11 protein-coding genes are annotated in these 13,825 nt (G+C 70.3%); 8 read left to right on the top strand and 3 right to left on the bottom strand.

The features are described from left to right. Positions 1–32 precede the first annotated feature (32 nt). The 8 genes from ABIA32_RS15890 (at position 33) to ABIA32_RS15855 (ending at position 11,495) form a co-directional block, all read left to right on the top strand. A complete protein-coding gene (locus ABIA32_RS15890) occupies positions 33–929 on the top strand; it encodes a glycosyltransferase family 2 protein (protein WP_370095399.1) in 897 nt (298 codons plus the stop codon). Further along, positions 926–2,176 (top strand): GNAT family N-acetyltransferase, encoded by a 1,251-nt coding sequence (locus tag ABIA32_RS15885; protein WP_370095397.1) that lies wholly within the window; start codon positions 926–928, stop codon positions 2,174–2,176. The genes ABIA32_RS15890 and ABIA32_RS15885 overlap by 4 nt, the downstream gene beginning before the upstream one ends. A gap of 53 nt (positions 2,177–2,229) precedes the next feature. Continuing rightward, positions 2,230–3,351 (top strand): glycosyltransferase, encoded by a 1,122-nt coding sequence (locus ABIA32_RS15880; RefSeq protein ID WP_370095395.1) that lies wholly within the window; start codon positions 2,230–2,232, stop codon positions 3,349–3,351. Further along, a complete protein-coding gene (locus ABIA32_RS15875; protein WP_370095393.1) occupies positions 3,348–6,869 on the top strand; it encodes a glycosyltransferase in 3,522 nt (1,173 codons plus the stop codon). The genes ABIA32_RS15880 and ABIA32_RS15875 overlap by 4 nt, the downstream gene beginning before the upstream one ends. Further along, the gene (locus ABIA32_RS15870; RefSeq protein ID WP_370095392.1) at positions 6,862–7,680 is read left to right on the top strand and encodes a hypothetical protein; all 819 of its coding nucleotides are present in this window, start codon (positions 6,862–6,864) and stop codon (positions 7,678–7,680) included. Before ABIA32_RS15875 ends, ABIA32_RS15870 begins: the two co-directional genes overlap by 8 nt. Positions 7,681–7,894: 214 nt before the next feature. Next, positions 7,895–9,157 (top strand): lipopolysaccharide biosynthesis protein, encoded by a 1,263-nt coding sequence (locus ABIA32_RS15865; protein ID WP_370095390.1) that lies wholly within the window; start codon positions 7,895–7,897, stop codon positions 9,155–9,157. A 23-nt stretch (positions 9,158–9,180) separates the two neighbouring features. Then, complete coding sequence (locus ABIA32_RS15860; RefSeq protein ID WP_370095388.1) at positions 9,181–10,494, top strand: glycosyltransferase family 4 protein; 1,314 nt, start codon at positions 9,181–9,183, stop codon at positions 10,492–10,494. A gap of 5 nt (positions 10,495–10,499) precedes the next feature. Beyond that, positions 10,500–11,495: a GNAT family N-acetyltransferase gene (locus tag ABIA32_RS15855; protein WP_370095386.1), complete on the top strand. Its 996-nt coding sequence runs from the start codon at positions 10,500–10,502 to the stop codon at positions 11,493–11,495. Positions 11,496–11,549: 54 nt separating this feature from the next. Here ABIA32_RS15855 and ABIA32_RS15850 read toward each other — a convergent pair whose 3' ends face one another. The 3 genes from ABIA32_RS15850 to ABIA32_RS15840 all read right to left on the bottom strand — a co-directional run bounded on the left by ABIA32_RS15850 (position 11,550) and on the right by ABIA32_RS15840 (position 13,709). Then, positions 11,550–12,191 carry a GNAT family N-acetyltransferase gene (locus ABIA32_RS15850; RefSeq protein WP_370095384.1) on the bottom strand — a complete coding sequence of 214 codons (642 nt, stop codon included), beginning with the start codon at positions 12,189–12,191 and terminating at the stop codon, positions 11,550–11,552. A gap of 93 nt (positions 12,192–12,284) precedes the next feature. Continuing rightward, the gene (locus ABIA32_RS15845; protein WP_370095382.1) at positions 12,285–13,172 is read right to left on the bottom strand and encodes an acyl-CoA thioesterase; all 888 of its coding nucleotides are present in this window, start codon (positions 13,170–13,172) and stop codon (positions 12,285–12,287) included. 57 nt (positions 13,173–13,229) lie between these two features. Further along, positions 13,230–13,709, bottom strand: a complete 480-nt coding sequence (locus ABIA32_RS15840; protein WP_370095380.1) for a pyridoxamine 5'-phosphate oxidase family protein — start codon at positions 13,707–13,709, stop codon at positions 13,230–13,232. Between the last annotated feature and the right edge of the window lie 116 nt (positions 13,710–13,825).

Raw genomic sequence — 13,825 nt, 5'->3', positions numbered from 1 at the left:
GCCCGCTCCCTTCCTTCGGGGAGACATTCAGAATGACCAAGACCTTGCGCTCGGAAAGACTGTCCGAGTTGCGCAGAGAAACCCGCCGAGAAACCCGCCGAGAAACCCCCAGGGCAGACGGGGCCCAGCTGGGCGGCGGTGTCAAGCTCTCGATTCTCATGGCCGCCTACAACGAGGAACGCACGATCTCCCGCGCGATCGACGCGGTTCTCGCGGTCCAGTACCCCTGCGAGATCGAGCTGATCGTCGTCGATGACGGCAGCTGGGACCGGACGGCGCAGTTGCTGGGGAAGGCGAGCGACGAGCGGCTTCGCGTCTCCACGCATCCCTGCAACCAGGGCAAGGGCGCGGCGCTTCTGACCGCGGCAGGCATCGCCACCGGAACGCACGTGCTGCCGTTCGACGCCGACATGGAATACGTTCCGACGGACATCCCGCGGCTGCTGGACCCGGTCATCCGGGGGCGTTGCGACGTGGTCTACGGGGCGCGCCTCTTCGGATTCAACACGGTGTATCAGTCCTATCGGTACGCCGTCGGCAACCGGCTGCTGACCCTCGCGGCCAACGTCCTGTTCGATGCCCACCTGGCCGATCTTCACACGTGTCTCAAACTGGTGCCGCTGCAGACGTTCCGGTCCTTGCACCTCACCTCGAAAGGGTTCGGGCTGGACACGGAGATCACTGCCAGGCTGCTGCAACGGGGTGTCAGGCCGTTCGAGGTCCCGGTCTCGTACTACAGCAGGTCACGCGCCGACGGAAAGAAGGTCACCTGGAAGGACGGCGTGCGCTGCCTGCTGATCCTGGGCCGGATTCGGGCGTCACGCAGCCACCAGCCTTCCCGGGGCCCGGTCCTGTTGAGGCCGTCTCCCGGTCGTCCGGGCAGAGTGGGGGGCGGCGTCGTCGGATCCGGATCGGGTGAGGCGGCATGAAGCGCACAGAGGTGGCCGGCCCCGGCACTCGCGAGCAGACGGAGGGGCCCGGCGGCGCTGCGTGGAAGAGCCCGGGTGCGCCTGCCCTGCTGAGCCCGCAGGGCAGGTCGCCCCTTTCCGTGGTGCGCTGCACCTCCCTGGCGGAGTTGGCCGAACTTCACCTCCCCTGGCAGGAGCTGCGGCAGCGCTGCGGCTCGCGCAATCCGTACACCTCGCCCACTTGGGTGGCCGCCTGGGCCGCGCACTTCACCGCCAAAGGCCGGCTCGACGTCCTGGCGGTGCTGCGCTCAGGTCAGCTGGTCGGCGTCGCGCCCTGCTACGTGCGTGCGCTGGGACCGGCGCTGCGCGTCGTACACCTCGTCGGGGCCGGGCAGCACTCGGCGCTGACCGAGCTGCCGCAGGTGCTCACGGAGACCTCCCAGGCGCGCTTGGTGCTGCGTGAGGTCGTCAGGCACTGGTGCAGTCGCTCCGCCGAGTGGGACTGGCTCGAACTGCCCATCGGAGCCGATCAGGGCTGGTTCGAAGCGGAGTGGCTCAGCGGTGAGATCGCGGCGCACGGACTGGTCCGTCACAAGACCACGCGTCCCAGCGTGGTGCTTCCGTTGCCCGAGCGGGTCGAGGAACTCGAGTCCACGCTCAAGCGCAACGTCCGCGAGAGCATCCACCGGGCGCACAACCGGCTCGAACGCTCCGGTCGCGCCTGGACAGTCACCCGGCACACCGGAGAGGGGGCGGTGCGGCGGGCGTTGCCGGTCCTTACCCGGCTGCACGAGGCGAGGTCACAGCTTCCGGGCCGCCGCCGCCATCCCGACGTACTGGGAGCGGCGGCTCACCGGGCGTTCCTGGCCGATGCCCTGCCGCGCATGGCCGCCGAGAGCGAGGCGGAGATCCTGACCCTCGACGTCGAAGGTCAGGCCGTGGCCGCCGAGCTCGTGCTCAGCGCGCCCCGGGCTGACTATCTGGCGTTCAGCGGGGTGGACCCCGCCTGGTGGCACGTCAGTCCCGTGACGCTGCTGGTCTGGCAGGCCGCCCGGAACGCGACCGCGCGCGGCCGTGCCGAACTCAACCTGTCGCTCGGCCCTGACGTGGCCAAGCTTCGCTGGAGCGAACGGGTGGTCCAGCACCCGGAGTTCGCGGTGTGCGGCCCCCGGATGCGGTCCCGGGCGGCTTACACGGGATACGCGGCGGCGGCCGCGGTTGCCTCGGTGCATCGGGAAGCCGCCCGCCATCGCGTCACGGGACAGTGAGTGAAGGGCTCGGTGACATGCAGACAAGTGACCGTCGTCCTCGGGTATGCGTCGTGGGGCCGAGTTGGCTCTTCACCGGCGGGCTGAGCCAGTACACCTGCCGTCTGGCGCGCGCGTTGGCGGAGGAGACCGAGGTCTCGGCGCTGCTCATGCGCCGGCTCCTGCCGAAGCGGCTGTATCCGGGGCGGGCTCGTGTCGGCGCCAAGGTCGCCTCCAGCGCTTACGACCCACGTGTCGAGGTCTACGACGGGGTGGACTGGTACTGGATCCCCAGCCTGCTCGGCGGGCTCCGGTGGCTGCGACGCCGGCACCCCGACCTGGTGGTGTTCCAGTGGTGGACCGGGACGGTCGCGCACAGCTATCTGGTCCTGGCCGCTGCCGCACGGTCTTTCGGAGCGAAAGTCGTCATCGAGTTCCATGAGCTGCAGGACACCGGAGAGGCCAAGGTCCCTGCCACCCAGGCCTACACCGGTTGGATCCTGTCCCGGCTGGTGCGGCGTGCCGACTCCTTCATCGTGCACTCCGCCTACGACCGGAGCCGACTGTCGAAACTGCTCGACCTGACCGGACAGCCCGTCGCCGTGGTGCCGCACGGGCCGTTCGACCAGTACGCGGTGCAGCATGCGCCGTCCCGGGACGGCACCGTCCGGCTCCTCTTCTTCGGTCTGATCCGGCCGTACAAGGGACTGGAGTACCTGTTGTCCGCCTTCGACCGGCTCAGCGCACAGGAGGTCGCGGGTTTCCATCTCACGGTGGTGGGCGAGACCTGGGAGGGCTGCACCGCACCGATCCGGATGATCGAGAGGGCGGAGCACCGCGACCGGATCACCTTGGTGAACCGGTATGTGACGGACGACGAAGCCAAGCACTACTTCGCCCACGCCGACGTGCTGGTCCTTCCCTACCTGCGCTGTTCGGCGAGCGGACCGTTGCACATCGCGATGAGCAACGGCCTGCCTGTGCTCATGAGCCGGGTCGGCGGACTGGCCGAGGCGGCCCGGGACTACCCGGGCGCGGTCATGGTCGAACCGGCCGACGTCGACGCACTCGTGGCCGGGCTGCGCACGGTGCGCGGCCGTGTGGGCGGGCACTATCGCGATCCGCACAGCTGGCGCCGCAACGTCGACGCCCTGCTGGCCTGCTCCGGGCAGGATGTCCCGGAGGCAGCGCCGTGAAGATCGCCATGGTCGCTCCCGGATACCCGCCGGCACCCGGTGGAGTGGAGACCGTCGTCGCGCACAGCGCCCGCGCGCTGGTCCGGGCCGGACTCGCCGTCGAGGTGCTCACCCAGGAACCCCGGCGCGGCAGCGGCTCGGTGGGCAGCGGCTCGGTGGGCAGCGACGCGGTGGACAGCGGCTCGGTGACCTGGGACCAGGGAGTGCTGGTACGCCGGTTCAGCTGCAACCGGGCGCGGACGTACCGCTGCGCACCAGGGCTGTACTGGTATCTGAACCGGCACTGCGAGGAGTACGACGTCGTGCACGGCCACAGCTACCACGCCCTGACCGGTGTCGCCGCGGCGCTCTGCCTTCCGACGAAGCAGCCCCGGACCCCCTATGTCTTCACACCGCACTACCACGGCACCGGTCACACCCCGGCCCGGGAACTCCTGCACCACGCCTTCCGGCCACTCGGCCGCGCCGCCGCAACGGCCGCCGAAGCCATCGTGTGCGTCTCACCTCCCGAGGCGGACCTTCTGCGCAGCCATTTCCCCCACGTCACGGAAAAGATCACGATCATTCCCAACGCCGTGGACGCCACCGCGATCCGCGCCGCGCACGCCGTGGACGACCAGCCGCCGACCGTCCTCAGTGTCGGCCGCCTGGAGCGCTACAAGCACACGGACCTGCTCATCGAGGCTCTGGCCCACCTGCCCGTCACGCTCGGACCGAGCAGCGTCGGCGGTCCGCTCCAGCTCGTCGTGATCGGTTCCGGACCCGACGGCCCCCGTCTGCGGCAACTCGCCCGGGACTGCGGTGTCGCCGACCGGGTGCGCTTCCTGGGGCAGATCGCCGACGAGGACGTGCACCGCTGGCTTCGCACCGCCCGTGTCCTGTGCAGCCTGTCCGAACGCGAGGCGTACGGCCTCGCGCCCGCGGAAGCGCTGGTGGCGGGCGCGCGCGTCGTCCTGTCCGACATCCCCGCACACGCCGCCCTGGCCGGCGCTCAGCCAGGTGCCTGCCTGGTGCCGGCGGACGCCGGGACCCCCCGGATCGCCGCCACGCTCGCGGACGCCTTGAGGGCAACCGGCCCGGGGCCGGCCGGTCCCATGCCCGGCTGGGACGACGTGGCGACCATGCTGATCGACGTCTACCGCGCGGCGGCGCACGCCGGGGCCGGGGCCGTAGCGGCAGGACCCCGACCCGTACCGGGACCCTCCACCTCCGGCACCCTGCGGCCCGCCCAGGGGGCGGTGGGTGGCGACAGCGAGCCGGACGGCTCTCACAAGAGAGGCAGCCCGACGATGGGCATCCCCAGGAGATACACGCCGGAGCCGCGTGAACCCGCGGTGTTGCGGTACCGCACAATCGGGCCGAAGCCCGCGATCCGCCGCCCCGCCGACCCCCCCGGTGCGCGCCCGGACACGCTGCCCGAACGGATAGGGCGGGATCAGCCCGACCGCGGTGAGCGCGGCGAGCGGCTCACCACCCCGGAGCACGAAGAGCCGGCAGCTCCGCGGCACAGCACCCCCGCACCGACCACCGCCCACCCGGACCTGAAACCCCGACAACTCGCTCCGCCCGCGCCGTCACCGTCCCCGCCCCCCGCGCCGCAGCGCAGGCCCGGCACCCCACCGGACCAGAGGCCGCGATTCGGTTCTCCGGCCGCCTGGCTCGTCCTGTGGACGACAGCGACCGGCGGCGCCGTCCTTGTCGCGCTCTCCTTCTCCCTGGCCGCCGCGTCCTCGACCGGCACGGCCCACTTCGCGGTCTTCTGGCTCGGCATGGTGGTGTTCTTCGTCCCGGCCGTCGTGGTGACCACGGCCCGACACGTCAGCGACAAGGTGCGCATCGTCTGGATGCTCGGCTACGGCATCGTCAGCTTCGTACCCAAGCTCCTGCGCGATCCGTCTCAGCCGCTGTTCCACGACGAGATCGCCCACTGGCGTCAAACCACGAACATGGCCGCCGACGGGAAGCTGTTCCAGCCCAGCGCCCTGATCCACATCATCGACCGGTTCCCCGGGCTGCACCTGGTGACCGCGTCCATCAGCGACGCGACCGGAATGACGGTGTGGCAGAGCGCGCTCGTCCTCATGCTCGTCGCGCACATCCTGGCCCTCTTCGGCGCTTTCATGATCGGCGACAGCCTCTTCGGATCGATGCGGGCGGGCGCGGTCGTCGCCCTCCTCTACAGCCTCAATCCCAGCTTCATGTACTTCGACACCCAGTTCGCCTACGAGTCACTGGCCATGCCGCTGCTCATCTGGTGCGTGGCATGCCTGGCCAAAGTGCACCGGGCCGAGGGCCGGGGCGAGCGCGTCGGCTGGAGCGTGGCCGCCGCTCTGCTGGGGCTCGGTGTGCTGCCGACCCACCACCTCGCTGCCGCCGTGCTGGTCCTGCTGCTGCTCATGGCGGCCGCCATCACCTGGGCCGCGGCGCGGCGCGGGGCCGTGCCGCGCGCCACAGCAGCGGCCACGACGGGTGTGGCGCTCACGATCGGCGGCGCCGCGGCGGCATGGCTGGCCCTGGCAGCGCCTGGCACGTTCGCCTACCTGTCCCCCTATCTCAGGAGCGGGTCGTCCCAACTCCTGCACCTCTTCTCCGGCTCCCAGAGCGGGGCTCGTGTCCCCTTCCAGGCCGGCGCCGGCCCCTTCTACGAGCGGCTCGCCGCCTTCACCGTGCCGGTGTTGGCCCTCGTCCTTGCCGTCCTGGCGATTCGGCAGTGGTGGCGCACGGCCCGCACCGAACGCAGGGCCGAGCCGCTGCGACTGGCCCTCGGCCTGTTCGGGCTGCTGTACTTCCCCGCGCTGCCCTTCATCCTGGCTCAGGCCGGAGCGGAGGGCGCCCGGCGCAGCTGGGGATTCACCTACATCGGACTGGCCGTCCTGGTCGCACCGATCGTTCTGGCGGGTCTGGACCGGCTCTCCCGGCTCACCGTCAGAGCCTCGACCAGCGTTGGCCTGGCGGCCACCCTGTTGGCCTGCGACGCGCTGATGGGAAACGTCGCCGCCGGCCTGAACGCGGACTACCGCTTTCCCGGTCCTTTCGTCTTCGGCTCCGATGCCCGTTCTTCCACCGCGGAGCTGGCATCGATGTCCCAGTGGATCGGCCGGAACCTGGGAAGCGGGGTGCGCGTCGTTTCCGACCGCTACACCGGATTGAGCCTGGTCCGCGACGCGGGTGCGCTCCCGGCAGCGCCCAGCACCGGCTTCGCGACCTACGACCTGTATGTCAACAGCGGCCCCCCGTCGGCATTCCTGGTCCAAGAACTGAGCTCCTCGAACTACACCTACCTCGTGATCGACGAGCGCCTGGCCACCCAGTCGCCACAGCTCGGCGTGATCTTCGAGCCCGACGAACCGTTCGCCCACACCGCCGGGAACCGGGTCACCTCCCAGAACCTGGCGCGGTACCACAACCTGCCTTGGACCACCGAGGTCTACGAGAGCGACAACTACTCGGTCTACCGGTTCGACTTCAACGCGATCCACGACACCGTCCCCACGCCACCTGGGAGGCATCGTGCGTAACATCCCCTGGCGGCGTACGGCAGTCCTTGCCCTGCTGGTCCTGATCGGCGCCATCGCCTACGTGGCGCAGGCGCCGACGCCGCTGCGAGCTCTGCTCCTGGCTCCCGCCCTCTTCTGGGTCCCCGGTCGCAGCCTCGTGGCGGTGACGGGCGTGGCGCGGACGGCGGGCCGTTTCACCGCCCCGCTCTGCGTGGCGTTGAGCCTGGTCTCGTTGATCTTCGCTGGGCTGGTGGTGAATCTCGCCGTCGGGCACGTCCCGCTGAGTGTCCTGCCCCTGTGGCTGAGCGCTCTCCTGCTTCCGCTGAACCTGCTGGAGCGGGCTCCGGTCGGCTCGCGGCCACGATCGGTCGCACGGGCCATGCGCACCACGGCTTGGCTCAGCGCCGGGTTGATAGCCTCGGCGACGATCGTGTGGACGGTCCACGCGAACCTGCCGGCGGCACCCCAGCAGCCGTACCTGTCGTTCTCCCTGGGCGCCCCGTACTCCACCGTGCACGGGGTGGTGCCCATCCGAGCCGGACAGACGCTGAAGATCCCCGCCGACGTGGAGTCCTCTCAGAGCAGTGACTGGTCGCAGTACTCGGTCAGCGCGCTCGTCGACGGCCGTACAGTCCCCTCGGCCTCCGCACTACTGGTCCGGGCAACCGGCCCGCACAGCGCGGACGTTGCGGTGAGGGTGCCGATGCCGTCCCCTTGCCTGCACCAGATCCGGCTCGTGCTCACCCAGGCCGGCAAGCCGCTCAGAAGCGTGGACCTGTACGTGAACGCGACCGCCGGCACCGGCGGAGGCGGAAGCTGTGCCCGACACTGAGGCCTCGAACCCCGGCCGATGGCACGACCGCGACGTCCGGGCGACGGCCCGTCAACCGGGCCCGAAACCCCGCCGAGCCCTTCCGGCCGGCTCATCCGCGCCCCCTGCACGCCAGGCGACGGTCACCCCCGCCGTCGAAGGCGCCGTGCCGCCCTCGACAAGCCGGGAGCCGGTCAGGGCCGGGCACTCGCTGACCGGGAACAGCCTCGCCATCATGGCCACCGGCGCCGTCAACGCCCTGTTCGGCTACGGATACTGGACACTGGCCGCACGCAGCATGCCGACCGAGGCCGTCGGACTCGGCTCGGCCGCCACCTCCGCCATGGTCCTGCTGTCCCTGCTCGTACACCTGGGTCCCGGCGCCGGCCTCATCGCCCGGCTGCCCGGCCGGACCACGCCCGCGCAGTGGCGGGTCACGGCCGTCTCCACCCTGGTCCTCACCGCAACCGCGACGTTGACCGTCGCGGCGGTCGCAGTCCTGCCGCTCGGGTTCGCGGTCACAGCCCTGCGCCCGCTCACCCGCGACCCGGCCTTCGCCCTGTGTTTCATCCTGGGCGCCACGTTCTGGACCTGCGCCGGAATCTGCGACTACGTCTTCATCGCCGAGCGGCGCAGCGACCTGATGCTCGTGCGGAACGCCACCACCGCCGCGACGAAACTGACCCTCCTGGTCGTGCTGTGGAGGACAGTCCCGAGCATCGGGGCCCTGGGCCTGGTGGCCACCTGGGCCGTGGGCGGTCTGCTGGGCTTCGCCATGGGCCTGTGGCTGTGCAATCGCCGAGTGAACCGACTCGGACGGGTGCACCTGATATCGATGGCACAGGAGGCGACCCACCTGATCCGGCCCGCGCTGGGACATCACGGCATCAGCGTCGGCGGACTCGCCCCCACGCTGCTACTTCCGCTGGTGGTGACGGCACGGTTGGGAGCCCACACCAACGCGCACTTCTACGTCACCTGGATGGTCGGCAGCTCCATCTTCATGATCAGCCCCGCGGTCTCCGCCGCGCTCTTCGCCCATGGCAGCCACCACCGCGACGGCCTGCGCCGGGTCGCCCTGCGCTCACTGGGGACCACGCTCGCAGCCATCACCGTGCCTGCCGTCGTCCTGGGACTGATCGGACGGCCGGTCCTGGAACTGTTCGGCGCCGGCTACAGCTCGGGCTACGTCCTGCTCCTGCTGTTGATCGCATCAGCCTTCCCGGACACGGTCAGCAATGTCGCAGTGGCCACCCTCCGCGTGCGGGGACTTCTCACCCGGGCGGTCTGCCTGAACGCCGTGATAGGCGTCGCCGCCGTCGCCGGCACCTGGCTGCTGACACCCGACCTCGGCATCGACGGCGCAGGACTGGCCTGGCTGGGGGCCCAGACCATCGGCGCGCTCGCGGTTCTCGCGCTGCCCAAGGCCCTTCTCCCCCCGCCCGACAGCCACAGGCCCGTCAGCCACAGGAAGGAGCACCGGCCCCCAGCGCCCTAGCAGCCGACGAAAGGCGTCCCGTCATGCGCATCGTTCAGTTGACAGACTTCTACCCGCCCACCATCGGGGGAGTGGAACGCCATGTCGAGACGCTCTCCAGGGAATTCGTCCGCCTCGGGCACGACGTCACCGTCATCACCCTGCAGACGGGGGGCCTGCCGGACCACGAGACCGTGGACGGTGTGCAGCTCGTCCGGATCCGCAGCTGGAGCAGCGCCTTTCCATGGCTGTACGTCGATGCTTCCCTGCCTTTCCACCCGCCCTTTCCCGATCCGGGCGCTCTGGCGGCCCTGCGCACTGCTGTAGGCGCCGCCAGACCGGACATCGTGCACAGCCACAGCTGGCTGTGGCACTCCTACGAGCCCCTGTACCGAACGTCCGCAGATTCACCGGGCCACGTGGTCACGCTGCACGATCACAGTCTGGGCTGCGCAAAGAAGACCTACCAACACCGAACAGGCGTCTGCACTGGTCCCGGCCTGGCCAAATGCCTCCGCTGCGCCAGCGCGCACTACGGAGTACCGAAGGGGATGGCACTCGTGGCCGGGCTGCGGGCCAGCCGGGCGCTCAACCGCCGAGTCGACGCCTACGTGGCCGTGAGCACCGCGGTCGCCGAGACCAGCAGTCGGGTGCTGCCCGCTGGTAAGAAGATTCGGGTGATCCCCAGCATGGTGCAGGACGACCTCGAAGAACTGGCGCACAACACCCCGCGACCCGACTTCCTGCCCGACCATGACGGCTATCTGCTCTTCGTCGGTGCGCTGGGGCGACACAAGGGGCTGGACGTTCTGCTGGAGGCCCACCGGCGGCTGCGTCACACCGTCCCTCTGGTATTGATCGGCACGATGTGCAGGGACGAGCCCGACGTGCGGGGCCCTGGTGTCACGGTCGCCCTGAACGTGGCCACACCGCAGGTGATGGCGGCCTGGCGGCATGCGTCGGTGGCCGTCGTGCCGTCCGTCTGGCAGGAGGGGATGGGCCGGGTAGCGGTCGAAGCGATGTTCGCCGGCCGCCCGGTCGTCGCCTCCGACATCGGAGGGCTGAAAGACGTCGTGGAGGACGGCGTGACCGGCATACGAGTCCCGCCGGGGGATGCCGGCCTGCTCGCGCAGGCGCTGGACCGCCTCCTCGACGATCCCGTCCTGCGCGGCCGCATGGGCGACGCAGGGCGGAAAGAGGCCAGTCGGTTCACCGCCGGCGTCGTTACGCCACAACTCCTGCGGGTCTTCGAGGACGTCCTCGAGGAGCGCCGCCGAACCGCGCCTGCACCCCCGATGAGCCGGCCGACCCGCACAGCTCTGCGCGAGGCCGGCCAAACCGAAAGGTCCCTACCGTGACACGCGTGCGGAGCGTTCCGGCCACGTCCGGTCCCCTCATTTCCCTGATCCCGACCGACGACCCCGGCCGCTGGGCCGACGCGTGCCGCCGTTCCGGCCAGACGGTGACGCCGTTTCATACATACGAATGGCTCTCGCAGGCCGCACGCATGACCGCCACCGAATTCACGCCGATCATCGTGCGAGCCGGCGACGAGGACGTCGGAGTGGTCCCGTGGCTGTCCAGAAGACGCGGGCCGCTGGCTGTGGTCAATTGGCTGCCATTCCCCTATGTCGGCCCGTTGGTGCCGCAGTCTCTCATCGGATCATGCCTCACGGTCCTGCGCGGGCATGCGCTCCGTAAGCGTGCGGCCGTGACCCAGCTCTCCTTCCCACCCCGCACCGAATTCAGTGCCGAAGACATCACTGCGAGGGGATTCGAGCTGCACTTCGACGAGACCTACATCATCGACACCAGCCAGGACGAAGAGGAACTCTGGGCCGGGTTGCACAAGAAATGCCGCCGTAACACCCGGCGGGCCGAAAGCCTGGGGGTGACCATACATCAGTCCGGCCAGGCGGCGAAGGTGCTGGCCCGAGTCGTCGACGCGGCTTTCGCAAGGACTCGCGGAAAGTCCGGCTATGTGGGCGACTTCCCCCCGATGTCTTCCACGTTCACAGACGGCGCCCTTGCCGTGCACTGGACGGTTGCCACCTATCAGGGAATCGATGTCGGCACGCTCGTCACGCTGCTTCACCACGACTATGCGACCTGTTGGATGGGGGGCGTCCTCCCGGAATATCGGAGCAGCCAAGCAAATATGCTTCTCCATTGGGATGCAATTCGCTGGGCAAGGCGCAGCGGGGCGAGCTCGCTCGACCTGGTCGGGGTGCCGAACGAACGCATTCGCAATATCAAGAGGCAGTACGGAGGAAGTCTGTACACGTATCCCGTCCTGCAGAGAATGGCGCCGGGCTGGCGTCAGGTGCGCACTGTGGCAGGCAAGCTCGGGATCCAATGAGGCGCGAGAGTCCGAGACCGGAACGTCGAACACCCGGCGTTACAGCGTCGGCCGTCATACCGATCGGCTGCCCCCGCGCCGCAGGGCGCGGTCCACGCGTGCTTCGAGCGCCGCGCGGCGCTCCGGCCACTCGGCCGCGATGATCGAGAAGATCGCCGCATCGCGGAGCAGCCCCTCCTCGCCCGGTGCCCAGGAGCGGGACGAGCTGCGCAGGACGCCCTCGAAGCTCGCGCCCACCGCCTCGATCGCCGCCCGCGAACGGGCGTTGCGGGCGTCCGTCTTGAGATCGACGCGGGCCACGCCCCACTTCTCGAAGGCGTGACGGAACAGCAGGAGCTTGGACTCGGCGTTGATCCCGGTGCCTTGGGCCCTGGCGGCCAGCCAGGTGAAGCCGACCTCCACGGCGAAGAGCGCGCCCCGCTCCGACCAGCGCGGCTCCCAGAACGAGGTGCTGCCCACGGCACGCCCGGTCGCCAGGGAGATCTGGGCATAGGGGGCCAGTCGCCCGGTCGCGGCGCGGGCGTGCTGGGCGTCGATGTAGGCGCTGACCTCGTCCGGCGTCGGCACCAAGGTGAACCCGTAGGACGCGCGGTCCCCGGACACCGCCTCCGCGAGGCCCGGCGCGTGGCGCTGCTCCAGCGGCTCCAGCCGCACGAGCGTGCCCTCGAGAACAGGTCCGTCCAGACGGAGATCCACGGTGCTGAGCCCTCCCAGGGTCGTCGACTGCCCGGCCACGACCCTAGCGAGCGCGGCGCCTCCCCGGCATCCCGATTTCAGCCCGCGGCCGGCTCACGCACGGACGCGGATCAGCGCCTCCTGGACCACCGAGGCCACCAACAGCCCGTCGCGCGTGTAGAACTCACCCTGCGCCAGCCCACGGCCGTCCGAGGAGCTGGGGCTGCGCTGGGCGAAGAGCAGCCACTCGTCCGCGCGGAAGGGGCGGTGGAACCACATCGCGTGGTCGAGCGAGGCCAGGTTGATCCGGGACGGACCCTGGCGCTCCGCGCGCGGGAGCTGCACGTGCAGGGCGGCGGTGGAGGCGAGGGTCAGGTCGGAGAGGTAGGCCAGCGCGCAGACCTGCATCAGCGGCTCGTCGGCGGGCAGCGGCTGGGCGGACTTGAGCCAGACGAACTGCTGGACCACACCCGGCAGCTCCGTGGGCAGGCCGGGCAGGTCGCGGGGGACGATGCGCATGTCCAGGGTGAGCCGGCCGGTCGAGGCCCAGTAGCCCGCCGGATCGCTCGCCGCCCAGGCGTCGTAGGGGTCCGGCAGGCCCTCGGGGCCGGGCAGCTCGGGCATCGTGCGCTGGCGGTCCGCGCTCTCCTCCGGCCGCTTGAAGGAAGCAGACAGCGTGAAGACCGCCTCGCCGCCCTGGATCGCCGTGACCCGGCGGGTCGAGTACGAGCCGCCGTCACGCAGCGACTCGACCTCGTAGACCAGCGGGCGACGCGGGTCGCCCGGCCGCATGAAGTAGCCGTGCAGTGAGTGCACGTGCCGGCCCTCGGTGAGCGTCCGCCCGGCGGCGACCAGCGCCTGCGCCGCGACCTGGCCGCCGAAGGCGCGCAGCGGCGCACCCGCGTGGCACCAGCCGCGGAAGAGGCCCTGGTCGATCTCGTCCAGGCTGAGCAGGTCGACGAAGCTGGTGATGGCGGTGGGCTGGGGCGTTGCGGCGGTCATCCGCATATCGTTTCAGACCGCAACCAGCTCCTTGCTGTGATCTGTGCCTCCTTGCGGCTATCTGGCGAAGTTTCCGCCGAGCTTGCGGAAGTCCCAGGAGGTCAGCGTGGCGGGCTCGATCCGGAGCCAGGCGTGGCGGCCGTCGTGGAACATCTGCTCGCCGAAGCCGTACTTCGCCGCGAAGATCTTCTCCGGCACCTCCAGCGCGGCGAAGGGCTCGCCGGTCCCCGTGCGCGGCGCCTCGCCGACCGGCTCGACGCTGCCGGTGATCTCCACGCCGCGCAGCTCGCCGTACTCCTCGCCGGAGTCGATCACGACGGCGATGCGCGGGTCCACCTGGAGTTCGGCCCAGCGGCGGCTGCGGGTGATCGAGTAGAGCCAGAGGCAGGAGCCGTCCCAGGCGAACCACAGCGGGGTCGCGTGCGGCCGCCCGTCGGCGGAGACGGTGGCGACCCGGCAGGTCCGCTGCGCGGCGAGGAAGGCGTCGCGCTCCTCGGGGGTCATCATGATGCGCCGTCCGTGGCGTTGCTCGCGCATGGTGACTCGGCCTTCTTTCTTTCCGCGTTCTCCGCGTTCTCCGCGTTCGCTCTTCGTTCTTCCCTCTTCCCGGGAGAGCCGGGATGACGGACCATGAGGCCATTAGTAGAACGTGT

It is taken from the genome of Streptacidiphilus sp. MAP12-20, assembly GCF_041262525.1.
Taxonomy (GTDB): domain Bacteria; phylum Actinomycetota; class Actinomycetes; order Streptomycetales; family Streptomycetaceae; genus Streptacidiphilus.
This window is presented reverse-complemented; position numbering and strand designations above follow the sequence as displayed.